21 protein-coding genes and 2 pseudogenes are annotated in these 24,818 nt (G+C 68.1%); 7 read left to right on the forward strand and 16 right to left on the reverse strand.

Going from position 1 to position 24,818, the window contains the following annotated elements; all coding sequences use genetic code 11:
- Nucleotides 1-198: 198 nt before the first annotated feature.
- The 4 genes from RGU41_RS07645 to RGU41_RS07660 all read left to right on the forward strand — a co-directional run bounded on the left by RGU41_RS07645 (nucleotide 199) and on the right by RGU41_RS07660 (nucleotide 3,467).
- Nucleotides 199-1,020, forward strand: coding sequence for a hypothetical protein (locus tag RGU41_RS07645; protein WP_322135913.1), 822 nt, complete (start codon nucleotides 199-201; stop codon nucleotides 1,018-1,020).
- Entirely contained in the window at nucleotides 1,004-1,891 is an 888-nt protein-coding gene (locus tag RGU41_RS07650) for a hypothetical protein (RefSeq protein WP_322135914.1), read from the forward strand. Before RGU41_RS07645 ends, RGU41_RS07650 begins: the two co-directional genes overlap by 17 nt.
- Before the next feature lie 579 nt (nucleotides 1,892-2,470).
- A complete protein-coding gene (locus tag RGU41_RS07655) occupies nucleotides 2,471-3,001 on the forward strand; it encodes a hypothetical protein (RefSeq protein ID WP_322135915.1) in 531 nt (176 codons plus the stop codon).
- A 274-nt stretch (nucleotides 3,002-3,275) separates the two neighbouring features.
- Nucleotides 3,276-3,467, forward strand: coding sequence for a hypothetical protein (locus RGU41_RS07660; RefSeq protein WP_322135916.1), 192 nt, complete (start codon nucleotides 3,276-3,278; stop codon nucleotides 3,465-3,467).
- A 547-nt stretch (nucleotides 3,468-4,014) separates the two neighbouring features.
- On the opposite strand, the gene RGU41_RS07665 is transcribed toward RGU41_RS07660, so the two are convergent.
- The 3 genes from RGU41_RS07665 to RGU41_RS07675 are packed head-to-tail and all read right to left on the reverse strand — an operon-like array spanning nucleotide 4,015 to nucleotide 6,423.
- Nucleotides 4,015-4,851: an ABC transporter permease gene (locus RGU41_RS07665; protein ID WP_134446063.1), complete on the reverse strand. Its 837-nt coding sequence runs from the start codon at nucleotides 4,849-4,851 to the stop codon at nucleotides 4,015-4,017.
- Complete coding sequence (locus RGU41_RS07670; protein WP_134446064.1) at nucleotides 4,848-5,810, reverse strand: ATP-binding cassette domain-containing protein; 963 nt, start codon at nucleotides 5,808-5,810, stop codon at nucleotides 4,848-4,850. The genes RGU41_RS07665 and RGU41_RS07670 overlap by 4 nt, the downstream gene beginning before the upstream one ends.
- Before the next feature lie 52 nt (nucleotides 5,811-5,862).
- Nucleotides 5,863-6,423: a DUF4097 family beta strand repeat-containing protein gene (locus RGU41_RS07675; RefSeq protein WP_322135917.1), complete on the reverse strand. Its 561-nt coding sequence runs from the start codon at nucleotides 6,421-6,423 to the stop codon at nucleotides 5,863-5,865.
- A 68-nt stretch (nucleotides 6,424-6,491) separates the two neighbouring features.
- Between RGU41_RS07675 and RGU41_RS07680 the strand changes: the two genes are divergently transcribed.
- Nucleotides 6,492-6,701: a hypothetical protein gene (locus RGU41_RS07680; RefSeq protein ID WP_322135918.1), complete on the forward strand. Its 210-nt coding sequence runs from the start codon at nucleotides 6,492-6,494 to the stop codon at nucleotides 6,699-6,701.
- A 99-nt stretch (nucleotides 6,702-6,800) separates the two neighbouring features.
- On the opposite strand, the gene RGU41_RS07685 is transcribed toward RGU41_RS07680, so the two are convergent.
- From RGU41_RS07685 to RGU41_RS07740, 12 genes and pseudogenes are all read right to left on the reverse strand, one after another.
- Complete coding sequence (locus RGU41_RS07685; protein WP_134446066.1) at nucleotides 6,801-7,289, reverse strand: toxin-antitoxin system HicB family antitoxin; 489 nt, start codon at nucleotides 7,287-7,289, stop codon at nucleotides 6,801-6,803.
- Nucleotides 7,290-7,371: 82 nt separating this feature from the next.
- A pseudogene (holA, locus tag RGU41_RS07690) lies at nucleotides 7,372-8,408 on the reverse strand (DNA polymerase III subunit delta).
- 93 nt (nucleotides 8,409-8,501) lie between these two features.
- A complete protein-coding gene (locus RGU41_RS07695; protein ID WP_322135919.1) occupies nucleotides 8,502-11,084 on the reverse strand; it encodes a ComEC/Rec2 family competence protein in 2,583 nt (860 codons plus the stop codon).
- A gap of 41 nt (nucleotides 11,085-11,125) precedes the next feature.
- Nucleotides 11,126-12,016 (reverse strand): helix-hairpin-helix domain-containing protein, encoded by an 891-nt coding sequence (locus RGU41_RS07700; protein ID WP_322135920.1) that lies wholly within the window; start codon nucleotides 12,014-12,016, stop codon nucleotides 11,126-11,128.
- A gap of 163 nt (nucleotides 12,017-12,179) precedes the next feature.
- A pseudogene (gene leuS, locus RGU41_RS07705) lies at nucleotides 12,180-14,776 on the reverse strand (leucine--tRNA ligase).
- A gap of 59 nt (nucleotides 14,777-14,835) precedes the next feature.
- Nucleotides 14,836-16,344 (reverse strand): anthranilate synthase component I family protein, encoded by a 1,509-nt coding sequence (locus tag RGU41_RS07710; RefSeq protein ID WP_322135921.1) that lies wholly within the window; start codon nucleotides 16,342-16,344, stop codon nucleotides 14,836-14,838.
- Between the two features lie 87 nt (nucleotides 16,345-16,431).
- Nucleotides 16,432-17,265, reverse strand: a complete 834-nt coding sequence (locus tag RGU41_RS07715; protein ID WP_322135922.1) for an ATP-binding cassette domain-containing protein — start codon at nucleotides 17,263-17,265, stop codon at nucleotides 16,432-16,434.
- A complete protein-coding gene (locus RGU41_RS07720; RefSeq protein WP_322135923.1) occupies nucleotides 17,262-18,113 on the reverse strand; it encodes an ABC transporter transmembrane domain-containing protein in 852 nt (283 codons plus the stop codon). Before RGU41_RS07720 ends, RGU41_RS07715 begins: the two co-directional genes overlap by 4 nt.
- Nucleotides 18,106-18,468: a hypothetical protein gene (locus RGU41_RS07725; RefSeq protein ID WP_322135924.1), complete on the reverse strand. Its 363-nt coding sequence runs from the start codon at nucleotides 18,466-18,468 to the stop codon at nucleotides 18,106-18,108. The genes RGU41_RS07720 and RGU41_RS07725 overlap by 8 nt, the downstream gene beginning before the upstream one ends.
- On the reverse strand, nucleotides 18,405-19,829 hold the full coding sequence (locus RGU41_RS07730; RefSeq protein WP_322135925.1) for an ABC transporter ATP-binding protein/permease: 1,425 nt from the start codon (nucleotides 19,827-19,829) through the stop codon (nucleotides 18,405-18,407). The genes RGU41_RS07725 and RGU41_RS07730 overlap by 64 nt, the downstream gene beginning before the upstream one ends.
- Nucleotides 19,830-19,923: 94 nt before the next feature.
- Nucleotides 19,924-20,928 (reverse strand): cytochrome d ubiquinol oxidase subunit II, encoded by a 1,005-nt coding sequence (gene cydB / locus RGU41_RS07735; protein ID WP_322135926.1) that lies wholly within the window; start codon nucleotides 20,926-20,928, stop codon nucleotides 19,924-19,926.
- Nucleotides 20,928-22,349, reverse strand: a complete 1,422-nt coding sequence (locus RGU41_RS07740) for a cytochrome ubiquinol oxidase subunit I (protein ID WP_322135927.1) — start codon at nucleotides 22,347-22,349, stop codon at nucleotides 20,928-20,930. Before RGU41_RS07740 ends, cydB begins: the two co-directional genes overlap by 1 nt.
- A gap of 97 nt (nucleotides 22,350-22,446) precedes the next feature.
- Here RGU41_RS07740 and RGU41_RS07745 point away from each other — a divergent pair, with 97 nt between their 5' ends.
- Both RGU41_RS07745 and RGU41_RS07750 read left to right on the forward strand, forming a co-directional pair.
- Nucleotides 22,447-22,833: a BlaI/MecI/CopY family transcriptional regulator gene (locus RGU41_RS07745; protein ID WP_134446075.1), complete on the forward strand. Its 387-nt coding sequence runs from the start codon at nucleotides 22,447-22,449 to the stop codon at nucleotides 22,831-22,833.
- A gap of 71 nt (nucleotides 22,834-22,904) precedes the next feature.
- On the forward strand, nucleotides 22,905-23,708 hold the full coding sequence (locus RGU41_RS07750) for a hypothetical protein (protein ID WP_322135928.1): 804 nt from the start codon (nucleotides 22,905-22,907) through the stop codon (nucleotides 23,706-23,708).
- A gap of 181 nt (nucleotides 23,709-23,889) precedes the next feature.
- On the opposite strand, the gene RGU41_RS07755 is transcribed toward RGU41_RS07750, so the two are convergent.
- Nucleotides 23,890-24,816 (reverse strand): ABC transporter substrate-binding protein, encoded by a 927-nt coding sequence (locus RGU41_RS07755; RefSeq protein WP_322135929.1) that lies wholly within the window; start codon nucleotides 24,814-24,816, stop codon nucleotides 23,890-23,892.
- Between the last annotated feature and the right edge of the window lie 2 nt (nucleotides 24,817-24,818).

Here is a 24,818-nt window from a genome sequence, read left to right on the forward strand (position 1 = left end):
CTTCCATAATGGTTGGTGGCCCTATTTTCAGTTGGCGTTTCTGGCCCTGTTTTCGGTCGGCGTTAACACAAGAGCGCGACTCCGGAGAAGCCGATCACTTTTGTCTTCGACGAAGTACCGATCTACGTCCGCCGGAAAGGCGGCCGGTCGCAGCTGGGCTGGACCATCCATAGCGTCGTTACGACCACATGGCGGCCCGTGGGCGACACTATTCGAAGGGAAAACAGGCTGCGTCTGGCCCGAGCGTTGCCTGGCACATCGACCGCGCAGAGCTGGAAGTACATCCTCACTGAACTAGGCGTCCGGCCCGACGTCGTCATCTCTGACTTCGGCAACGCGATTAGCGGCGCGCTCGACGCGGCTTTCAAGTCGGCCGAGATCACGAGGATCCCGAGTCTGTACCACTTCATCGACTTCATGCGTCTGATGCTCCGCGACACCGTCGGATTTAACGACGGCACGACCAGAGACCGGCGCCCCCGCCAAGAGTTCCGAGACCATCTGGCAAAACTCAGCCGCGACATGCTCGTCTCGGGCGGTGTCACCGGCTGGGCCAGGTGGTGGGACGAGTTCGAAGCGATCGCAAGGGCGGTCGGATCGCCACTGGCGCCGATCACGATCAGGCGTGGCCTCTACGAGCCTGCATTCGCCGACGCCATCCCGGCACTCATCGCGCAACCACACCTGCCGGCGTCTAACGCCGCGGTCGAGATCAAGAACCGCGATGTACTGAAGCCGATCCTGGCCGGACGGCAACACCAATTCCGAAACGTCGAACGGACCAACACGCTGCTCGATCTCGTCGTCTGTCGCGAGTACGGACTCCTCAACAACATGGACCGAATGAGGGAACTGATTCGAGCTGACAACCTTGCCCACGGAGGTTGGTCGACCAGGCGCCGCGGCTACGACGACCGGCAGCCGCCTCACGTCAACACCGACGAACGGGTATGGCGTTACGCATCGCTCCTGGACACAAGCCTTATCGAAAGGCTGTCTTCCCATGATCCAGAACGCTGAGCACCTGGCTTCCCACGGCACACTCCTGCCCGACGATGCCTCTGCAGCGGACGTGATGGTATGGGTCGCTCGCGCCCGGGAGTGCGCCGTCCAGAGATGCGAGCTCCTCCGATCCGAGTGCGAAGCCTTCGATGACAACCACAGATCCGAGCTCTTCAAGGCTTTCGCCCTTCCCGCGCAGGATCTATCGGAGCCAGGTCAACTAGCGACATTGGTCGGTGGGGCCATGAGGCTGCTGAAACCGACCATCACACCACGACCCGAGATCTGGTGGTGGCGCAATATCAACGCAGCGATTCGATCCGCACCCAGATGCAGGAAGGGGGCAGCATGCCCTGACTGTGAGGAACGCCGTCCGTGCCCGCTCGATGTCGCACACGAATACGTCGCATTGTCTTTGTTGAGCGACAATGCCGGATACCAGACCGACAAACGCATCAACGGCCTCATCATGAAAACGTCCAGCACAGATTCGTATCTTGGGAAATGGTCCGAAAACTACCCCGTTGTGGCCGGCCACGTCGCCTACCTCTGCATCAAGAGATCTGAGCTCGCCGGGGAGCACGGCCGGGCAGAAACCTACTCCGGGAATGCCCGACGTCTTGATCTGCATCTTGTCGAACCACATCTCACAATCAGACACGCTCAAACACTGCTCGGTCAGCAGCATGTCAACGAGGCCGAAGCCATGATCAAGGGAGCCCTCATACCGGGCTCCACGAACCCGAGCCAAGAGATGCTCCGAGCAGCCCTTATCCGGATTGCATCCTTCCGAGCTCAAGACGAACACCGCAAACGCGGAGAGCCAGACCCTCAGTACGTACTGCTCCGACGGCCAGCAGATCGCGTGAGAACGCGTCGATTCAGCTAGTAGCCGGACCCACCAATGTGGACGAAGCCCTTTGAACGGGGCTGATTTCGCCCGTGACACTATTCCTGGGCGCGATGTACGTAACCGCATCCTTGGCAGCTCCGCAATTCCCTCTCCCTCGATGTGGACCATAGACCGAACGCACCTAGTGCCGCTGAGTCTGTGGCCTTGCGATACGTATTTCCCGCGCATGCACATACCACAGCCAACGGCACCACGCACGAAATTTCTCTGCGGGAGCCACGGGATTGCCGCACACATAGGTGAAGGAGGATTGAAATTAATGACTTGAGACGGCGTGAGAACAGTAGACACGAATTGCCACAAGGACACGGGACCGAATCCTATAGACAGATTTGCGACTATAGCTGCTGCCGTAGCATCGCAGTCGCCGCTCCAAAATGGTACTACGATCAGGCGTATTGCAAGGGCGATGTACAAGAATGGGTGGGAAGACTTGTGACCCTAAATCGGTGGAATAGACAAATTGTCATCGGTGCACTGTCGGTGGGGGCGTTATTGCTACTGTCGGGGTGCGCGGTGGTAGCCCCGGTAGTACCGGGCCCGACGATCGCCGCGATGCAGGATGCCGAACGTGACAGCCTCAATGCCGCGAGCTTGGCGCAAAGTTGGACAGACATCGTTTCACAATTTCCAGACGCCAAGAAGCCAGACCCAAGTGTCGTGAGGGTTCGCTATGTGACTCTGGATGACATGCCGGCCGTGAACGCAAAGTGTTTGACTGAACAGGGATTTCCTTCAACGGTCGATGCTGGCGGGGTGTCAACGCAAACGAGCGCTGGCCAAGAAGAAGCCATAATGTTGGCTCGCTACGTATGTGATATCGAGTATCCGCTTGACCCCAAATTCAACAAGCCATTCAACAAGTCTCAGCTGGACTATCTCTATGACTACGATGTGAACACGCTTAAGCCGTGTTTGGAAAAGGCGGGATACTCGATCCCGGAACCTCCCAGTCTTCAGTCATTCGAGGACAATTACGCCACGAGTGGGGCCTGGACTCCTTACCTTGGAGTAACACCTTCAGGTGACGGTTGGGCTGAGATAAATAAGACCTGTCCGCAAACGCCCGCGGGAATATACGGCTGAATGGCTCCAATTGAATTTCGAGCGTAGTGCTCCAGTCGAACAGTCGGACGTATCAAGAACCTCGGCAGCCGGGAAACTCGATCCGGCCGCCGGAATTAAAACGCGGTGGCCGACGTTATTTTCAGTAGGTCCATGCTCGTACCCTGAAATTAGGGGTTGTTGGTATCACCACGCTTCGCCTGGGAGGAACACAATGTCGACGTTGCTAAGGGAACTCAGCTTCAGTGAGCAGACAAACATATTGCGTGAACGAGCAAAGACTCTCGCGGAACTTGTGAAGAACACCCCAAATCTCCCTATTGAAACCCTGTTGGAATCTGCGGCATCAGCTCACAGCGTGGCTCCTTCCCAGATGATGTATGCCTTGAGCTTTGCGGACGTGAAGAATCTTGTAGAGATTGACTATGACGCAGGAACCGTGAGTCTTGTCGCGGCGAAGGTCATTGCGTCCCGCCGCGCGGCCTAGGCTGCTTCCGATGGTCAGGGAATGCGGCCCGGCTATCTAGCCGGCCCTCGCTTTCACTAGCAGATAGGCGCACCACGGAGCAGTCGCTACGGACGTCCTTCGGGTGCAACCTTTCTAAGGGACGATTGCAGGTTGCCCGGACAGCAGCAGCACATCGATGCGGCTAAAGCGGCGATACTGGAGCTCTCTCTCAGATCTCGTTCAACGACCGCGAGCCAAGACCTGCTCCAGGTACTTCTCGTCCGGGCCGCATCGTTCCGCGCACAAAGACGCACCGCAACGTCGATGAGCCCAGCCCTCATGCCTACTATTCCCGACGCTGAGCAGATCCTATGACAGCGCGCCGATTTGCTAGACCGAGATGAAGAAGAGCGGGACCGGCGAGCCTCATTCAGCTCGCCGGTCCCGCTCTGTAATATTCACTTGTCGTCGGGGATCCCGGACTAAATTCTTGTCACCCCAGCGTCAGCACCTCTTGCCGAGGTGGGCCTCAGGCGGGGGGCTTTTTTGTCGTCCCGACCCCTTCGCGGGGCGGGACCCGGGTCTGTCAGCGCACCGAGGTGCGCTCGTAGAGGGCCATCGACCAGACGTAGCCGGCGACCGAGAGCAGGGCGCACCATCCGATCGCGAGCATCGGGTTCCAGCCGAGCGGGGTGCCGAGCAGGAGACCGCGGACGGTCTCGATGAACGACGTAAACGGCTGGTACTGCGCAAACGACTGCATCCATTCCGGCATCGAGCCCGTCGGCACGAAGCCGCTGCCCAGGAGCGGAAGGATCGTCAGGATCATCGGCAGGTTACTGGCGGTCTCGACGGTTTTCGACTGCATGCCCATGGCGACTCCGAGCCAGCTGACCGCGAACGAGACGAGCACGGTGAGTCCGGCGACGGCGAACCACTCTGCGACTCCCGCCGTCGGCCGGAATCCGACGAGGAGGCCGACTCCGAGCACGAGGGCGACGGCGATGATCGCCTGGATCGTGTTGCCGACGACGTGCCCGGCGAGGACTGCAGCGCGCGAGATCGACATTGTGCGGAACCGTGCCGTGATGCCCTCGGTCATGTCCATCGCGACGGTGATCGAGGCGCCGCTCGCGGTCCCTGCAATGGTGATCACGAGGATGCCCGGCATGACGTATGCGAGGTAGGCGTCGCGGCCGCTCGCGGGATCGACGCCGGGCAGTCCTGCCCCGAGCGTGCCGCCGAACACGAAGACGAGGAGCAGCAGAATCACCACGGGCCCGAGGATGGTGAACATCGACAGGCCGGGATACCGAACCATGTGCAGCAGGTTGCGACGCAGCATGGTGATCGCGTCGGCGACGGTATGCGATGGCCGGCGGCCGCGTGGTGTTGCCTGACGCCGGGCCGTGAGGGTGGTCATGATTCGGTTCCCTTCGTGTCGACCCGGCCCGGCCGATCCTTCGTGCCGGTGAGGGCGAAGAACACGTCGTCGAGATCCGGGGTGTGGATGCTGAGGTCGTCGACCTCGACGCCGGCGGCATCGAGGCGATCCAGGATGCCGCGCAGCGCGCCGACCGTACCGTCGCCCGGCACCGTGAGCGCGAGTCCCGCCTCATCGCGAGCGGACTCACCGAACAGGCGCGAGGCAGCGTCGAGCGCCGCGCTATCCGGGAGACGCAGCCGGATGTGCCCGCCTGGCACGAGGCGCTTGAGCTCGTCCGGCGTTCCCTCCGCGACGATCCGGCCGCCGTCGAGCACCGCAATGCGGTCCGCGAGTTCGTCCGCTTCCGCCAGTTGCTGGGTGGTGAGCAGCACCGTCGTCCCCTGCGCGACGAGGTCGCGCACGATGTCCCAGACGGTGTGGCGACTCCTCGGGTCCAGCCCGGAGGTGGGCTCGTCGAGGAAGATCACGCTCGGGGCCTGGACGAGCGTCATCGCGAGGTCGAGACGGCGGCGCATCCCGCCGGAATAGGTCGCGAGCGGCTTGCGGGCCGCCTCGACGAGGTCGAACTGCTCGAGCAGTTCGGTCACCCTGGCCTTCGATCGTTTCGCGCCGAGGTGACGCAGCCTGGCCATCAGCTGGAGGTTCTCCTCGCCGGTGAGCAGGCCGTCGACCGCCGAGAACTGGCCGGTGACGCCGATCGCGGCGCGCACGCCGTCGTGGTCGCGCAGGACGTCGCATCCGTTCACGAAAGCCGTGCCGCCGTCCGGTCGCACGAGCGTGGACAGGATGTGCACGGTTGTCGTCTTCCCTGCGCCGTTCGGGCCGAGCAACGCTGTGACGGTGCCCGCGGCAACGGAGAGGTCGACGTCGTCGAGTACGACCCGTCCGCCGTAGGACTTGCACAGTCCGTGGACGTCGATCGCTGAGCTGGTCATGGTCTTCCCTTCTCGTGATGTCTTCTGGTGGTGGGGATCTCGGACGGCACGGTCATCGGGCGCGCCGGATGCTGATGTCGCTGTGCTGGGTGCGGGCACGGACCGAGACGGTCGGCTCCGAAGCGTCGGGAGCGCGGTCGCCCGCCAGTTCGTTGCGCACCCTCCCGTCTTTCGAGGAGAGGTCGAGCCAGGCGGGCACGCCGGACCGGACGCCGATGGTGACCTGGCCGTAGCCGCTCTCGACCTGGATGGAACCGCTCGAGACCTCGTGCACGTGGATGCTGCCATATGCGGTCTTCGCCGTGACGGAGGCGAGCGCCTGTGTCACGTCGAGGTCGCCGTAGGAGAGTTTCGCGTCGAGATCGCCACAGGCCTCCCCGACCATGATGCTGCCGTGGGACGCCTTGAGGATCGCGTCACCGGCAATGGTGCCGACCCGGATCTGGCCGTGGTCGGCCGTGACCTCGATTCCACCCCCGACGGTCGCAACGGTCGCGTTGCCGTGCGCCGCGCGCAGCCACAGGTCGCCGGTGGCGTCGAGGTCGACGGGTCCGGTTGAGGACTTGATGCGGGTGTTGCCCAGGCGCCCGACGGTCCGCCACGCCGCCGACACTGATCTCTGCGGTCAGCCGCGACCCCGCGGGGAGCTCGACCGTCACGTCGACGGACTCCGTCGGGCCGATGACGCTGAAGCGGGGCTTCGGACCGGTCACGGTCAGTCGCCGGCCGTCGAAGTCGACCGTCGTCTCCTCCGCGCCGCGGCGGTCGACGGCCTTTGCCGGGTTGGTCGCCGACACCGTTACGACGGTCTCCGTGCGGTCGCCGGCGAAGACGTCGATCATGCCGACCGGCAGGTTGATGGCGAGGTCGATCGGGGTGGGTGTTGGGTAGCTGGGCATGCTGGCGCCTCCCTTTCTGTGGGCTGGAGCAGTTCTTGGAACGGGTGTCCGGCCCCGACATGCGGGCCGGTGGATGCCGGGGCGGGGCCGGTCAGCGCGCCCAGCCTGCGAAGTTGTCGCCGGTGCGGAGCGTGCGCTGGGCGGAGCGTCGTTGCCTGGGCTGGACTTCCGCAGCGATCGCCCGGACGAGCCAGGTGTTGACGGACAGCCCGTCGGCCGCGGCCGCCTCATCCACCCGCGCTTTGAGGGCATCGGGCAGGCGCAGCGTCGTGCGCGAGGTGCTCGCATCGTCGAGGTCGACGGGTGTGGCCGGCCGCTCGTCGGCGTCCGACTCCGGGTTCGGCTGGGTCACCACGAACTCGATCTCGCGGCCACGGAGTCGCAGGTCGACCGAACCGGGCGCGAGCTCACGGGTGATCTCCCCGACCGCCGCCGACAGGACGTCGAGGAGCACAAGCCTGGCCGCGGCATCCAGCCCGGCGGCGAGCCGTTCGGCGACGGCTCGGGTGTCCTCCGCGCCGTTCGCCGCGGTCTCCGCCAGCTGGAGTTGCAGGTCGGTGACGTACTGTCCGAGTTCCATGTCACCATGGTGACACCATCGTGGTGTCATGTCAAGCGATTATGGTGTCACGCGGTCAGCTGGGTCGTGACGGGGCGGGAAGTCAGTCCTCGCCCCGGCGGGCGATGACGCCGATGAGGCGTTCGAGGGCGAAAACGGGATCCCGTTCGGCGCCCTTGACCGCGGCATCCGCTTCAGCGAGGGCGACGATGCAGCGTCCGAGTCCCTCGTCGGTCCAGCCGCGCAGGTCGCGCTGGGCGCGTTCGACCTGCCAGGGCGCCAGGCCGAGCTGGCCGGCGAGCTGGCCCGATCCGCCACGGGCGCCGTAGACCTTGGCCATCGTGCGGATCTTCATGGCGAACGCCGCGACGACGGGGACCGGGTCTGCACCGGAGGTGAGCGCGTGACGCAGGATGACAAGGGCGTCGCCGTACTTGCCCGCGATCGCGGCGTCGGCGACCTTGAACGCATTCGCCTCGACACGGCCGCCGTAGTACCGGTCGACCGTGGTTTCGGTGATCTCGGCCGTGGAGTCGGCGATGAGCTGCTGGCACGCCGCGGAGAGTTCGGCGAGGTCTCCGGAGAACGCAGCCACGAGGGCGCGCAGGGCACTGCCGCTCACCCGTTTGCCTGCCGTGCGGAATTCGGCCGCGGCGAAGTCGTGCCGGTCGGTGTCCTTCTTGAGTTCCGCGCAGACGATCTCGATGCCGCCGCCGAGACCGGACCGGATGGTGTCGAGGAGTTTTTTCCGCGCACGCCACCGGCGTGGCGGAGCACGACATAGGTGTCGTCCGCGGGGTTCTCCAGGTAGTCGAGGGCTTCGGCGAGGAAGGTGTCGCTGCACTTCTCGACGTTCGTAACCCGGATCAGGCGTGGTTGGCCGAAGAGCGACGGGCTCGCCATCGTGAGCAGCTCACCTGGCGCGTAGCTGTCGGCGAGCACGTCGCTGATCTCGAGGCTCGGGTCCTCGAGCTTGAGGAAGTCCCGCAGCTGCCGGATGGCCCGTTCGGCGAGGAAGGTCTCTGTGCCGGAGACGAGCACGATCGGGGCGGGACGGACCTCGTGCCAGGCGAGTTGCGGGATCGCGACGGCCTTGCCGGTGCGGGCGGTCTTGGCGGGTGCTGCGCTGCGGACGGCCACGCGAGTCCTCTCCCCTGGGCCTGCTCACGGGCGGGCTCAGGGTTTCCAGCCTAACCGGCACCGGGGACACTGAGCCTCGACACGACACCGGTTTCAGCCGCCCTTCTCCGTCCAGACCGTGAGGGCTCCTCCCCCGGCGGCGGCCGGTGCAACGACCGAGAGCCCCTGCCGGTCGGTGCGCACGGCGAGGGTGCCGACCGAGCGGAGCATGTCGAGCAGGGAGGCCGTCGGGTGCCCGTAGCCGTTGTCGGCACCGACGGAGATGAGTCCTACGGTTGCGTGCAACTCGGCGTAGAACTGTGGGCTCTGGTCCCGGCTGCCGTGGTGGGCGACCTTGACGACGTCGACCCTGCCCGGCGCGGACACCCGGTCGAGCGCGACCTGGGCGTCCTCGCCGAGGTCGCCCAGAAACACCGAGCGGATGCCGCGCCCGTCGAATTCGATCGTGACGCTCCCCGGGTTGCCGGTCTGCATCTCCGACCCGCCGGGCACGGGCCAGAGGATGTCCCAGCGCAGGCCGCCGAGCGTGCCCGCGTCGCCCTTCGCCGCTTGCCGTACCTCGGCGCCGCCCTCGGTGAGCCGGGCGTGCAGCCGTTCGTCCTGCGCGTTCTCGGGGATGCCGACGAGTGCGGTGCCGACCCGGCCGATCACGGCCGCGATTCCGCCGATGTGGTCCATGTCGTAATGGGTCAGCACCAGCAGGTCGATCCGGTCGATCCCGAGCGAGCGCAGGCACTGCTTGAGCGGCTTCGGGTCCGGCCCGACGTCGACGAGGGCGAAGCGGTCCCGGTCGGTCCCGTGGTCCCTGACGACGACGGCATCACCCTGGCCGATATCGCACGCTGCGATCTGCCAGTCGGCGGGGAAGGTCAGGGCGCGGCCGATGCCCTTTCCGATCAGGGTGCCCGCGTATCCACCGACGACCAGCACAAGCACCACGAGCGCGACGGCCGACCAGCCGTCGAGCGTCGAGCGGGTCCGGCGGGCACCGCGTGAACCGGCGTCGCCGTCGCGGCCTCCCATTCGCTCCCCGATTCCGGCTCGTGACCCGGTCCGTGTGCCCTGCCGCAGAAGCAACACGAGCACGGCCGCGGTGAGGACCAGGGTCACGAGCACCCCCAATGGCCCGCCGAGCCAGGGCAGGCTGCTGCCCGGCAGCTCCGCCGCGGTCCGCGCGACTGCGGCGATCCACGCGGACGGGACCCACGCCGCCCAGAGAACGACGCCTGCCACGCCGGGGAGCCAGGGCAGCAGCAGGCACGCCGCAAGGCCGAGGACCGTGGCGAGCGGGGCCGCCGGCTCGGCGAGCAGGTTGGCCGGAACGCCATAGAGCGGAAAGGTGGGGCTTAGCAGCACGAGCACGGGCTGGCAGGCCAGCTGCGCTGCGAGCGGGATCGCGATCAGGGCGGCGAGCCCGGTCGGCAGCCAGCGGGCCAGGGATCGGGTCAGCGGCCCGGCAAGCACGAGAAGGCCGCCGGTGGCGAGCACGGAAAGTGCGAACCCGTAGCTGCGGGACAGCCAGGGGTCCGTCGCCAGCAGCACGATGACGGACAGCGCGAGCAGGGGCAGACCGCGACCGGGCCTGCCGATGCCCAGTCCGATGAGGAGCACCGCCGCCATCACGGCGGCGCGGAGCACGCTCGGCTCGGGGGTGACGAGCACGACGAAGCCGAGCAGGACGCCGAGCGACAGGGTGATGCGCGCACCGCGCCCGAGCCGGAGCCGGCCGAGCCTGAGCCTGGCGCCGATCAGCATGATGATCGCGATCACGACCGCGCAATTCGCCCCGGAGACCGCGGTAAGGTGGCTGAGCGAGCTGGACTTCATCGCCGCGTCGAGGTCGTCGCCGACGGCACTCGTGTCGCCGATCGCGAGCCCGGGCAGGAGCGCTCCCCCGTCACCGGGGAGGGTTGCGGCCGAGGCGGCGAAGCGGGCGCGCAATTCGTCGGCCCAGTCGAGCCACCACGGCGCTTCGGCGACGGGCACCGGTCGTCCGTCGCCGAAGACCAGCAGCGCGGCGGAGTCGCCCGGCTCCGTGGACACGAGTGTCGCGTCCAGGCTCACGGTCGCACCGATCCGCAGGCTCTCCCCCGCCGCCGCTGCGAACACGAGGACCGGAACGGACAGGCCGTCCCCGGTGTCGTGCGCGGCTGCCCTGGCCGAACCGGTCCCCGCGTCCAGTGCGACGAGGGCGCCCCTGAACCGAATGCGCCCGCTCCCTGCGCCGGCGCCGGGATCGGCATCGGCACCGGCATCGGAACCACCGAATCCCGACAGTGCCGGGGCCCTGGCCGGCACGGAACCGACCACGATCCGCGCCGCGACAGGCACATGGGCCGCCGCGATCTTCGCGACGCCGGCCGGCAGTCGGGCGGGTGCCGCGACCGCGACGAGCGAGGCCAGGAGGGCCGCGGCCGTGCAGCAGACCAGGACGGTTCCCGCGGTCACCGTCCGGTTCGCGGGCAACCGGGTCGCCAGGCGCCGGATCGCCCGGCGGATCCCCGCGCCGGCCGCGGGGCTGGACACCGAGCGCGGGTCTCCCCTGCGCGCCAGGAGGACCGCGTATCCGGTCGCAGCGAGCACGGCCCCCCACAGGGCCGCCGCGGCCGGCCCTGCGGACACCGGGGCGCCCGTGAGCCACCAGGCCGTTGCCCAGGCCGTTGCCGCGGGGATCACGAGGCGTGCGTCCGCCCTGGAACTACCTCCCGTCGGCGGTCTCACACCGTCACGAGGTCTTTCAGGGCCTCGAAGGTCTTGTCTCCGATCCCGGTCACGTTCCGGAGGTCCTCGATGGCGGCGAAGGGTCCGTTCGCGGACCGGTAGTCGACGATGCGCTGCGCCATGGCCGGGCCGATCCGTGGCAGCGCGTCCAGCTCGGACACCGTCGCCCGGTTGAGATTGATCTTCACCGCCGGAAGACCGGCCGCTCCACCTGAACCGGCCGCGCTTCCGCCGGTGCCGCCGGTGCCACCGGTGCCGCCCGCTCCACCCGGTACCGTCTCACCGATGGCGGGCAGGTAGACCTGCTCGCCGTCCGCGAGCGGCCGGGCGAGATTGGTCCCTGCCGGATCGGCCGCCGCGGTGAATCCCCCTGCAGCCGACACGGCGTCGACCACGCGGGCACCGACCGGCAATTCGAACAGGCCCGGCCGGAGGACGGCACCGAGGACGTGCACGAGGATGACGGGTGTGCGAGCGGCGTCCGGAGACGGCGAGGCCCGCCCCGTTCCGGAGCCGGCCGCTCCGGAGGCAGGACCCTTGTCTGGGGAGGCCGGCGGGGACGCCGTCGACGTTCCGCGGCCTGCGGCTCCGCCCACCGCGGAGACGAGGACCTGCCGCCCGGCCTGCGGCCCGAGCGCGGTGACGATCACCGCGAGGAGGAGAGCGGCCAGCACAAGCACGACCGCCGCGCCCAGGCCGATCCGGAGCCTGGCCCGGTTCGGCCGGCGGGCGGACGGCGAGAGGGTGTCGAGCGGCGACATCCGGTCGGGAAACGGCCCAGCCGCGTCGGCGGGGTTCGGCTCCAGGTCGTGACCCCGGCCGGACCGCCCTCCCTGCCCTGTCCCGGGTTCCCCGTCCGGCCAGGACGAGGGTCGTGGAGTCTCCATCCGGGCAGGCTATGCGCGCCGCCCCGCGGGGCGCCGGCCCGGGCCGGACCGGTGGACAACCGGACCGGCCCCAGGCCTGTCGAGGGCGCGCAACGCGCATCGGCGAGGGCACTGGCACCTCGAGGATCCTCGAGGTGCCTCAGGACCTCACGACGTCAGGACCTCAGACGGGCTTGGTGACGATGCTCACGAGCTTCGGCGCCCGGACGATCACGTGGACGATCTCCCGGTCCCCGATCGAGCGAATGACCGATGCGGATGCGCGGGCGAGGCCCTCGAGGTCGTCAGCGGAGATCTTCGGCGAGACCACGAGGCGCTCGCGCACCTTGCTGTCGACCTGCACGATCGCCGTGACGGACTCCTCGACGAGGAGCCGCGGGTCGGCCTTGCGCCACTGGGCGAGCGCGACGCACGGCTCGTAGCCGAGGCGCTGCCACATGTCCTCCGCGGTGTACGGCGCGAAGAGGTTGAGCGCCATGGCGGTCGCCTCAGCGGCCTCCCGCACCGCGGCATCGGCCGGGCCTGCGCCGGTGTCGATGACCTTACGGGTCGCGTTCACGAGCTCCATCAGGCGTGCGACGACGACGTTGAACTTGAAGGACTCGATCAGGCCGGGCGCGTCGGCGAGGAAGCGGTGCGTGACCCGGCGGAGGGCGGGGTCACCGGTCTTCCACAGCACGTCGGGCGCGCTCGTGACGTCCTTGGCCATGCGCCAGGCGCGGGCGAGGAACTTGGCCGAGCCGACCGGGGAGACGTCCGCCGCAGCTCGATGTCGTCCTCCGGCGGGCCGGCGAAGGCCATCGTGAGGCGCACGGCGTCGACGCCGAACTGGTCGATCTCCTCGGTGAAGTAGACGAGGTTGCCCTTGCTCTTGGACATCTTGGTGCCGTCGAGGATGACCATGCCCTGGTTGAGCAGTGCGGTGAACGGCTCGGTGAACGTCACGTAACCGAGGTCGAAGAGCACCTTGGTGATGAACCGGGCGTAGCAGCAGGTGCAGGATCGCGTGTTCGATGCCGCCGACGTACCTGGTCGACGGGAGCCCACTTCTCGGCTTCCTTCGGGTCGAAGGCCTGGGTGTCGTCGTTCGGGTTCAGGAACCGGAGGAAGTACCAGGAGCTGTCGACGAAGGTGTCCATCGTGTCGGCGTCGCGGCGCGCAGGGTGCCGTCGATCGGGTTGGGTACGTTGACCCAGTCCGTGGCGCCGCCGAGCGGCGAGGTCCCCTTCGGCTTGAGATCGAGGCCCTCCGTCGAGGGCAGCAGCACCGGAAGCTGGTCTTCGGGCACGGGGATCTCTGCGCCGTCCTGGCCGTGGATGATCGGGATCGGGGTGCCCCAGTAACGCTGGCGGGAGATGAGCCAGTCGCGCAGCCGGTAGTTCTTCGCGGCCCTTCCGGTGCCGTCCTGGGTGAGCTGCTCGACGATGCGCTTGATCGCGTTGTTCTTGCTGAGGCCGGTGAGGGCTCCGGAATTGATCAGGCGGCCTTCCCCGGCCAGCGCGACACCGGTTTCTGCCGGATCGAGCGGCGTGGGGTCGAGCGGCAGTTCCTCCGTGCCGTCGATCATGCCGGGCGTGATCACGGGCAGGGTACCGGTCAGGGCGCCGTCGTGTCGACGACGACCCGGACGGGCAGGTCGAACTTCCGGGCGAAATCGAGGTCGCGCTGGTCGTGTGCGGGAACGGCCATCACGGCGCCATGTCCGTAGTCCGCGAAGACGTAGTCTGCGGCCCAGATCGGCAGGCGTTCACCGTTGACGGGGTTGATCGCGAAACGTTCGAGGAAGACGCCGGTCTTCGGCCGGTCGGTGGCCTGGCGCTCGATGTCCGTGCTCTTCTGCATCTGCACGAGATAGTCCTGGAAGCGCTTGCGCACCTCGGGAGTGGAGTCGGCGACGAGCTCGGCGGCGAGGTCGGAGTCGGGGGCCACGACCATGAAGGTCGCGCCGAAGAGGGTATCCGGGCGGGTCGTGAAGACGCTCACGACGGCCTCCCGGCCCTCGATGGCGAAGTCGACGTCGGCGCCGATGGAGCGGCCGATCCAGTTGCGCTGCATGTTGAGGACCTTGGCCGGCCAGGTGCCCTCGAGCTGGTTGAGGTCGTCGAGCAGGCGGTCGGCGTAGTCGGTGATCTTGAAGTACCACTGGGTGAGCTTCTTCTTGATCACGATCGCGCCGCTGCGGTCGCTCGTGCCGTCCGGCAGGACCTGCTCGTTCGCGAGCACGGTCTGGTCGATCGGGTCCCAGTTGACCCAGCTGTCCTTGCGGTAGGCGAGGCCCTTCTTGTACAGCTGCAGGAACAGCCATTGGTTCCACTTGTAGTACTCGGGGTCGCTCGTGTGCAGTTCACGCGACCAGTCGAAGGAGGCGGCGTAGAGCTTCATGCTCTTCTTCTGCTGCGCGATGTTGTCATAGGTCCAGCCGCGCGGGTCGATGCCGCGCTTGATGGCCGCGTTCTCGGCGGGGAGGCCGAAGGAGTCCCAGCCGATCGGGTGCAGCACGTTGAAGCCCTGCTGGCGCCAGTACCGGGCGACGATGTCGCCGAGCGCGTAGACCTCGGCGTGGCCCATGTGCAGGTCGCCTGAGGGATACGGGAACATGTCGAGCACGTACTTGCGCGGACGGGTGTCGTCGGGGTCGCTCGTCCGGAACGGTTCGAGCTCGTCCCAGATGGGTTGCCACTTCGCCTGGATCGCGGCGAAGTCATAGACGTCCTCGTCGATCTCTACGCCGTATGGGGTGCGGTCGTGCTCGTGTGCCACGGGACTCTCATTCTGGTGATTCGGGCGTGAACGCTTCACAGTCCAAGCTTCTAGGTTACTCAACCCGCGCCGGTAACGAGGTCAGGGCCGCAACCGAGCACGGTCAGGAGCGCCGCGGCCTTGATCCGGGTCTCCTCGACCTCCTCCGCCGGGACGGACAGGGTGGTGATTCCGCCGCCGGTTCCGATCGAGGCTCCTGCGGGATCGAGGACGATGCTGCGGATCACCATGGCGAGGTCGACGGCTCCGTCGCGGCCGAAGTAGCCGAACGCACCCGAGTAGATGCCGCGCGGACCGTCCTCGAGGCCGCGCAGCAGGCTGACGGCGCTCTGCTTGGGCACCCCCGTCATCGAACCGGCCGGGAAGCAGGACCGGACGGCATCCGTGCCCGTGAGCCCCGCGGCGAGGCGCGCCTCGACCGTGCTCACGAGCTGGTGGACGTGCGCGTAGCTCTCGACGTCGAGGAGGCGGGTGACGGCGACGGTGCCGAGTTCGGCCACCCGGCCGAGGTCGTTGCGCATCAGGTCGACGATCATCAGGTTCTCGGCGCGTTCCTTGTCACTCGCGGCGAGGTCGGCGCGGAGGCCGGCATCGGAGGCGGGATCCGCGGAACGCGGCCTGGTGCCCTTGATCGGTTTGCTCGAGAGGCTGCCGTCGGTGCCGACGGTGAGGAACTGCTCCGGCGATGCGCTCAACAGGGCGGTGTCCCCGAAGCGCAGCAGGCCGCCGTGGTGGCTCGGGCTGCCGGCCCGCAGCCGGTGGTAGGCCACGACGGGGTGCGGTCGCACGTCGACGGTGATCTCGTTGGTGAGGCAGAGCTGGTAGGCGTCCCCCGCGGCGATGAAGGCCTGGCAGCGTTCGATCAGGGCCGCGTAGTCGGCTGAGCCGTGCCGCCAGCGGGCGCGGGGCGGTGATCCGGGCTGCTCGGGCGCGACGTCCACCGCAGCCACCGCGCCGGCCGACGACAGTGGATGCCGCGCCGCAGGAGAACTGTCCCGTCGCGCCCGCACGGCGCGGGCCCAGTCCTCGGCAAGGCGGGCCGGCTCCCCCGGCTGCCTGCGGGCGAGCAGGGTGACGGTGCGGCTCTCGTGGTCGAAGGCGAGCATCCGGTCGACCTCGAGCAGGGCGGCGTCGGGGTAGCGCGAGGGAGGCTGCGGCACGCCCAGGGTCTGGGCGCCGAGCTCGTACCCGAGCCAGCCGACCCAGCCGAGGTGGAAGCCGCCTGCTCCCTCACCGCCCGGCGGGCCGCCAGGCGTGGTGAGATCGGTGCTGAGAAAGTCGAAAACGGTGCCGGTGCTCGTGGCGGGCACGGTGAGCGGGTCGCCGGGAACCGTCACGGTCACGGTTCCATCCAGTACCGAGGCGGTCACGAACCGGGAGCGTTCGGTCGGCCCGGCGAGGTAGCTGAAGCCGGCCTGCGCGCCGGGGCCGGCGTCGAGCCAGATCGCGTGGGCACTGTCCCGGTAGAGCGCGTCGAAGGCATCCGCCGGGTCCCACCAGCCGTCGAGGTCCCAGCGTTCGACGTCGCCCCTGCCGGGACTGCGACGAGGACGGGCTGATGCGGACACGCCCCCAGCCTAGGGCGCTCGCCGGACCGGACCGGCAGATTCAGACGGGCGGGCCCGGGAGTGCCGGACGGGCTCGGACGGGCAGGGTCAGGCGGGAAGGGTCACCCGGGCGGTGATGAGCTCATCGGGCACCGGGGTGTGCGAGATGAGCAGGACGGCCCTGCCGTCCTCTGCCGCCGTCGCGAGGATGTCCCGAACGAGACGGTCGCCCTGCGCCTCGTCCACGTTCGCGGTGGGTTCGTCGACGACGAGCACGGGGAAGTCCGCCAGGAGCGCCCTGGCGAGGGCGATCCGCTGGGCCTGGCCGCCGGAGACGAGGGCACCGCGTTCGCCGACCCTCGCGTCCAGTCCTCCGCGCTGTGCGGTCCAGTCGCCGAGGCCGACCCGGTCGAGCACGGCGAGCAGGTCGTCGTCGCTCGCGGTTTCCCTGGCGAACAGCAGGTTCTGGCGGATGCTGTCGTCGAAGAGCCAGGGTTGTTGCTCGCACAGTCCGACGACGCGGCGCACGGCGGAGGGTGCGAGCGTGTTCGCCTCGACCCCGTCGAGCGTGTACGAACCGGTGTAGTCGAGGAAACGGACGAGCACCTGCGCGAGCGTGGTCTTGCCGGCGCCGCTCTGGCCGGCGAGGTGGACGCGTTCACCGGGGCCGAGGCGGAGGGTCACGCCGGAGACGCCGGGCTCCGTGGCGCCGGGCCAGGAAGCGCCGACCCCTCTCAGCAGCAGCACAGGCTGCGCGGACATGGCGGCGACGGCGTCCCGCCCGGAATCGGCGTCGCTCTCGATCGGGATCTCCCGCGGGACCGTGGTGGGTACGGCATCCGCAACACGTTGGGCGCTCGATCGCACCTGGCGCCAGGCGCCGAGGGCGGCCGGCACGACGGCGAAGATCTCGAAGACCGCCATCGGAACGAGCACGATCACGGCGAAATCGGGGCCGGGCAGGCTGCCGCCCGAGAGCCCGCCGAACCCGGCGAGCAGCGCTGCGACGGTCGCGGCGCCCGCGAAAAGGAGAGCACGGCGCCCTGGATGCCGACGCCGACGGATCGGCGCAGGGTGGCCAGGCGCAGCCGGTCGTCGGCGCCGGCCAGCCCTTCGAGACGGGCGTCGAGCACTCCGAAGGCCGTGAGCACGTCGATGTTCTCGACGAGTTCGAGCACCCGGTCGGCGAGGTCCCCGCGGAGTGGAGCGAGCTCCCGCTCGGAGCCGGCGGCGACGCTCCCCGACGCGGCCGTGCCGAGCACTCCGGCGAGGACGAGACAGAGCGCCAGTCCGAGGGCCGCGAGCGGCGAGAGCAGCCAGACGCCCACGACGCTCACCACGGCGAGCATCCCGGCCGTTGCCAGCGGTTGCACGACCCGCAGCGGGAAGTCCTGCAGGTCGTCGACGTCCCGGACGAGACGCGTGAGCAGGTCACCGCGGCGGGTGTTCGCGAGTCCAGCGGGGGCGAGCGGCAGGATGCGTTCGAAGACGCCGACCCGGAGCGCTGCGAGCTGGCGGAAGGCGGCATCGTGGCTCGTGAGCCGGTCGAGGTAGCGGAACGCGGAGCGGCCGAGGGCGAAGGCGCGCACGCCGACGATCGCCATCGACAGGTAGAGGATCGGCGGCTGTTCGGCGGCGCGGGTGATCAGCCAGGCGCTCGTCGCGAGCAGGGCCACGGCGGAGAGGGCGCTCGCGACGCCGGCGGCCAGCCCGGGCAGGAAACGCCGCGTGGACGGCTGGGCGAGCCGCAGGATCGCGCGGACCCTGGCGGGGGGCAGGAACTCAGACATGGGCGTCCTCCCCGAGCGAAACGGCGGATGCCGGCACCTCGGACACCGGGACGACCTGCAGAACGAGGTCGGCCGCGGCGACGACGGCCGGTCGGTGGCTCACCACGATGACGATCGTGCCGGCGGCCGCGAGCTCGCGAAGGCCCGCGATCAACCGGCCTTCTGCGGCCTCGTCGAGGGCGGAGCTCGGTTCGTCGAGGACGAGCACCGGGCATCGGTCCGCCAGCGTGCGATAGATGGCCCTCGCCGCGGCGACGCGTTGAGCCTGGCCGCCCGAGAGACCGTCCCCGTTCACGCCGAGGGCTGTCCCTGGGTCCAGGTCGCCGCCGCCGGCGAGGTCGAGTGCGCGGGCCACGAGGGCCTGGTCGACGCCGGGGGCGCCGAGCGCGACGTTGTCTGCGATCGTCCCGGAGAGGAGTCCCGGCCGTTGGCCGGCCCAGGCGAGCCAGGGCCGAGGACCCCGGGCACGACGGCCGTTTCGCCGAGGGTGATGGAGCCGGAATACGGCACGAAGCCCTGGAGGGTCGCGACGAGGGTCGACTTGCCCGCGCCGCTCGGCCCTGCGATGACCGCGAGCCGGCCGGGCGCGAGCGTCGCGCTGAACGCGGCGAGCGTCACGGTCGTTCCGCGTCGCACGGTGACCGCGTCGAAGCGAAGGGAGCCCGTCGGCGTCGTGACCGAAGCCGGCACCGCAGGCGCCGCGGCATCCGCTGCATCCGCTGTCTTCGCTGAATCCGCTGTCTCCATCGCCGTCCCGGCTGCCGGACCGCCCTCGATGATCAGGAAGACTTCTTCGGCCGCGGCGAGTCCGTCGGCGGCGGCGTGGAACTGAACGCCGATCTGGCGCACCGGGAGGAACGCCTCCGGCGCGAGCAGCAGCACGAAGAGTCCGACGCCGAGTCCGAGCGAGCCGTCGACGAGCCGCAGGCCGATCGACACCGCAACGAGCGCGACCGAGAGGCTCGCCCCGAGCTCGAGCACGAAGCCGCTCAGGAATGACACCCGGAGCACCTTCATGGTGCGAGCCCGGTAGTCCTCGGTGATCGTGCGCACCCGTTCGGTCTGCCGGCGTTCCCTGCCGAAGATCTTGAGGGTGCCGAGGCCGCCGACGAGGTCGAGGAAGCCGGTGCCGAGCCGCTGCAGCGACTCCCACTGCTGCTTCTGTACGGCCTGGGTGGCCTGGCCGATCAGGACCATGAACAGCGGAATGAGCGGGAGCACGATGATCACCGTGATGCCGCTCGGGAGGTCCTGCCACAGCATCACGAGCACGAGGATCGGCGTCGCGATCCCGGCGAGGAGCAGCTGCGGCAGATACCTGGCGAAGTAGTTGTCGAGGGCGTCGAGCCCCTGGGTCGCGAGGGTGGAGACGCGTGCGCCCTGCTGGCCGGCAAGCCAGTCCGGGCCACGCTCGGCGACCCCGCGCAGTACCCGGGTGCGCAGCTGGCTCTTGACGGATGCCGCGCCGCGGCTCGCCGCGACCTCGAGCAGCCAGACGAGCGCGGCGCGCAGGACCACGACCGCGGCGATCCCCCCGACGTACGGACCGAGTTCGGTCACGTCGTGGCCTCCCACCGCGAGCGTGATCACCTGGCTGAGCAACCAGGAGAAGACGACGACGACGAGCGTCTGCGCCAGACCGAGCACGGCACCGATGACCAGGAACCACCGCGCGGCAGAGGCGTAGCGGAGCAGCCGGGGGTCGAGGGGTCGCATGTACTCGTTCTGTTCGGTGGAAACTGTTCGCCGGTAACTATTCGGTGGCGGCGGTCGCGGCAACTACTGCTGGCGCAGCGGGAGCGCCCGCAGGTCAGAGCGCGGCGAGCTCGATGCTACTGCGGCTGACGCGCTTGCGCAGGACCCAGTATGTCCAGCCCTGGTAGAGGAAGATCACCGGGGCGGCGATCACCGCGGTCCACGTCATCACCTGGAGCGTGTACGGCGTCGACGACGCGTTGTCGATGGTCAGGCTGTTCGCGGCGTCGTTGCTCGCCGGCATCACGTCCGGGAACAGCGAGGCGAACAGGGTGAGCACGGCCAGGCCGATCGTCGCCGCCATGAGCGTGAATGCCCAGCCCTCTTTGCCGCGGAGGTTGAGCAGGAACGACCCGATCAGCGCGACGGCCGCGGCAACGGCGAACAGCGCGGTGAAGAGGCTGCCGAACGCGAGCACGGTCCAGAGCAGGAACGACGCTGCGACGACGATCGTCACGAGCCCTGCCTTGGTGGCGAGCTTGCGGGCACGAAGGCGGATGTCCCCTTCGGTCTTGAGGGAGACGAAGACGACGCCGTGGGTGAAGAACAGGAGCAGCGTCGTCACCCCGCCGAGGAGGGCGTACGGGTTGAGCAGGTCGAAGAAGGTGCCGGTGTAGTTGTGCCCGGCATCGAGCTGGACGCCCTGGACGACGTTGGCGAATGCGACGCCCCAGAGCAGGGCAGGGAGGGCGCTGCCGACGACGATCATGCCGTCGAACCACTTCTTCCATTCGGATTCCGGCCGCTGGTGCCGGTACTCGAAGGAGACCCCGCGCGCGATCAGCGCGAGGAGGATCACGAGCAGGGCGAGGTAGAAGCCGCTGAACATCGTGGCGTACCACTCGGGGAAGGCGGCGAACAACGAGGCGCCCGCGACGATGACCCAGGTCTCGTTGAGGTCCCAGACCGGTCCGATCGAGTTGATCAGCACCCGGCGGTCGGTGTCGTCCTTGCCGAGGAAGGGCAGGGACATGCCGACGCCGAAGTCGAAGCCGTCGAGGACGAAGTAGCCGATGAACATCACGGCGATGATCCAGAACCAGAGAATGTTGAGTTCCATCAGTTGCTCCTAGTAGACCGTGACGCGCTGGGGGTGATGCCGGTCTCAGCGTCCGGCACCGGGGCATCCTCTGGGCCCTTCCGCACGGCACGGAGGATGAGCCGGAACTCGACGACCGCGAGGGCGCCGTAGATCAGCGTGAAGGCGATGAGGGAGATCAGGATGGTCAGGCCGGTCACGTTGGGCGAGACGCCGTCCTGGGTTTTCAGGAGCCCGAACACGAGCCAGGGCTGACGACCCATCTCGGTGAAGACCCAGCCGACGCTCATGGCGGCGAGGGAGAACGGGAAGGACCAGATGGCGACCTTCCAGACCCAGGTGGCCCGGGGGCTGCGGCCCTTGCGGGTGAGCCAGAGGCCGACCACGGCGACCAGGATGTGCGCGATGCCGAGTCCGATCATCCAGCGGAAGGCCCAGTAGGTGACCCAGATCATCGGGGTGTAGTCGCCGGGCCCGTACAGCGTCGTGTACTGGTCCTGCAGGTTGTTGATGCCTTCGACGGTGCCGTCGAGGGTGTGCGTGGAGAGGAATGAGAGCAGGTAGGGGATGCGGACGGAGAACAGTTCGCTCACGCCGTCGGGGGTACCGAGGGTGAAGAGCGAGAAGGACGCGTTGGCGCCCGTCGCCGTGTGGTACATCGCCTCGGCCGCGGCCATCTTCATCGGCTGGGCCTTGACCATCGCGAGGCTCAGGGAGTCGCCGAAGACGGTCGTCAGGGCACCGGAGATGACCATCATCCACAGGCCGAACTTGAGCGCCGGACGCATCGTGTCGACGTGCTGCTTGCGGTAGAGGTGGAACGCGGCGACCGAGATGATCAGGCCGGCGGACACCATGAAGCACGCGAAGATCGTGTGCGGGAACGAGGCGAGCGAGATCGGGTTGGTCAGCAGCGTGCCGATGTCGGTCAGCTCGGCCCGGCCACGTTCCTCATTGATCCGGAAGGCGATCGGGTTCTGCATGAAGGCGTTCGCCGCGAGGATGAAGTACGCGGACGCGATCGATCCGACCACGGTCAGCCAGATCGTCGCGAGGTGCAGTCCCTTGGGCAGCTTGTCCCAGCCGAAGATCCACAGGCCGATGAAGGTGGCCTCGAGGAAGAACGCGGTGATGCCCTCGAAGGCGAGCGGTGCGCCGAAGACGTCGCCGACGAAGCGGGAGTATGTCGACCAGTTCATGCCGAACTGGAACTCCTGCACGATGCCGGTGACAACGCCCATAGCGAAGTTGATCAGGAAGAGCTTGCCGAAGAAGTGCGTGAGCTGGAGCCACTTGGTCTTGTCGGTGCGCACCCATGCGGTCTGGAAAATCGCGACGGTCAGGGCGAGGCCGATCGTGAGCGGGACGAACAGGAAGTGGTACACGGTTGTCAGTCCGAACTGCCATCTCGATAGCAGCAGCGGGTCAAGCCACTCGTTCATGCGCCCTCCCGGCGATCGTCATTTCTACGGTACGTAGAAAATATACACTTCTACACCCCGTAGAAGAAGGCGGAACGGCATACTAAACTCCCTGACTATGGGAAGTCTCGGTGTGCTGGAGAGATTGCTGATGGATGTCCTCTGGGATTCCGGGGAATCGTTGCCGGCGAATGAATTGCGTGACCGCCTGCTCACGCCGGCCGCGAGTGCAGCGAACCGCAAGCCGCTCGCAACCACGACCGTGCTCACGGTGCTGTCGCGTCTCGAAACCAAGGGCTTCGTCGTTCGAGACCGGGGCATCCGCCCGCATCGCTACCGTGCCATGACGACCCGCGCCGAACACACTGCAGGGCTGATGCACGAGGTGCTCGGCTCCGCCCCCGACCGGCAGGATGCCCTCGCCCGGTTCATCGGCAATGTCAGTCCCCAGGAGGCGGAGACTCTCCGCCGCCTCCTCGAAACGATCCCGTTGCACCGCGAGTGAACCGGTCGTCGTGCTGACGACGGCGCTCGCCCTCGGCGTGCTCGCGGTCCTGCTGGACCTGGCCGGTTCCGGTGCTGCTCGCGCGGTCCGCCTGGCCGGCAGGCTCCCCCGGCGTCGCCCTCGTGCTCTGGCAGTCGATCGCCCTCGCGGGCGGGCTCGCGATGATCGGGGCGCTCCTCGTCTACGGGCTGATCCCGTTCGGCGCGAACCCGGTCGCCGGCATCCGCTCGCTCGCCGACCACCTCGCGACCGGCTCGGTCCCGGCAGGCACCTCCCTCGACCACGTTCTCGCCCTCTGCGGGGCGCTCCTGCTCGGCGGTCACCTCGTACTCAACCTCGCCGTGACCTTCGTGCACGCGGAGCGCCAGCAGCGCAGGCACCTCAACCTGGTCCGGCTGCTCAGCGAGCCCCTCGAGGGACGACCGGGCACCCGCGTCATCGACCACGCCTCCCCGGTCGCATACTGCCTGCCGAGCGTGACGCACTCGGCGACGGTGCTCTCGCGCGGGTTGCTCAGCCTGCTCGACCCGCCGCAGGTACGCGCCGTCGTCGCCCACGAGGAGGCCATCACCTCGCCCAGCGGCACCCCCTCGTGCTCGTCGCGTTCAAGTCCTGGCACAGTGCCCTGCCCTGGTTCCCGATCGCGAACCGGGCCGAGAACGCCGTCGCCCTTCTCGTCGAGATGCTCGCGGACGACCAGGCCAGGCTCGCCGTCGACGACCACACCCTCGCGACGGCGATCGCGCTCGTCGGCTCTGCGGGGCTCGGCCGGTCGCCTGAGGCCCGGTTCTCCGCCGGGGCGGCGGATGCCGCGGCGTTCGTTTCCCGCGACCGTCCCGTCGATCTCGTCACGCCCCGGGTCCGCCGGCTGCTGACCCCGCCGCCCCGCCTCACCGCGGCGGCCTCCGTCGCCGTTCTCGGCTCTGCCGCTGCCCTCCTCGTCCTGCCGGCCGTGCTCCTCGCCCAGGCCTGAGCGGACACAGACAGGACCGCCCGGCTGCGAGGCAACCGGGCGGTCCTGGAGGTCGCGGGTGACCGCGGTGAGAGAGCGACGAACTAGAAGAGCTTCGCCTGCGCGAGCCACGCGGAGGCGATCTTGTCCGCCGACTCCTTGTCGTTGACGCTCTGGGCGTTGAGGCTCACGAGGTCCGCAGCGGTCATCGCCGCGCTGATCTTGTTGAGGACGCTGGCAGCCTTCTCGTCGACCTTGCTGGAGACGATGGGCACGACGTTGTCCGGGAAGAACAGGCCGTCGGGGTCGGAGAGGGCGACGAGGTTGTTCGACTTGATGTTCGGGTCTGCCGTGTAGATGTTGGCGAGCTGGATCTTGTTGTCGACCAGCGCCTTGACGGTGAGCGGTCCGCCGTTGTCCTCAACGGGCACGAATCCGGCGATCGTGATGCCGTACTTGTCCTTGAGCGCCGTCGGCCCGTATGGCCGCGTCTCCAGTTCGGAGTTGCCGCCGACCGTGATGGGCTCGGTGACGTTCTTCAGGGAGGCGAGATCGGTGAGCTTGTAGGTGTCGACGAAGGCCTGGGTCGCTGTCCACGAGTTCTGGTCGCTCGCGTCGGACTTGTCGAGGGCGGTCAGGCCGCTCGGGAGGGCCTTGACGAGCTGGTCGTGAACGGCATCGCTCGTTCCGCCGGCCGCGGCCTTGTCGAGCGCCTGCAGCAGGCTTCCGGTGTACTCGGGGAAGACGTCGATCGACCCGGACTTCAGCTCGGGCAGGTAGACCTCGCGCTGTCCGATCCGGAACTGGCGGTCGACGGTGAATCCGTTCGACTCGAGCGCCTGGGCGTAGATCTCGGCGATGATCTCGTTCGAGTAGTAGTCCTGGGATCCGACGACGAGTGTCGTCGGTGCGCTCGACGCGTTACTTCCGGTGCCCAGTGGATTACTGGACGCACACCCTGCAAGGGCTACGACGGCCCCAACCGCGACCGCGGCGACTGCCGCGAGCCGGCCTTTTTTCGCTGTGAACATTG

The organism is Cryobacterium sp. 10C3, from assembly GCF_034314285.1.
Classification (GTDB): Bacteria; Actinomycetota; Actinomycetes; order Actinomycetales; family Microbacteriaceae; genus Cryobacterium; species Cryobacterium glucosi.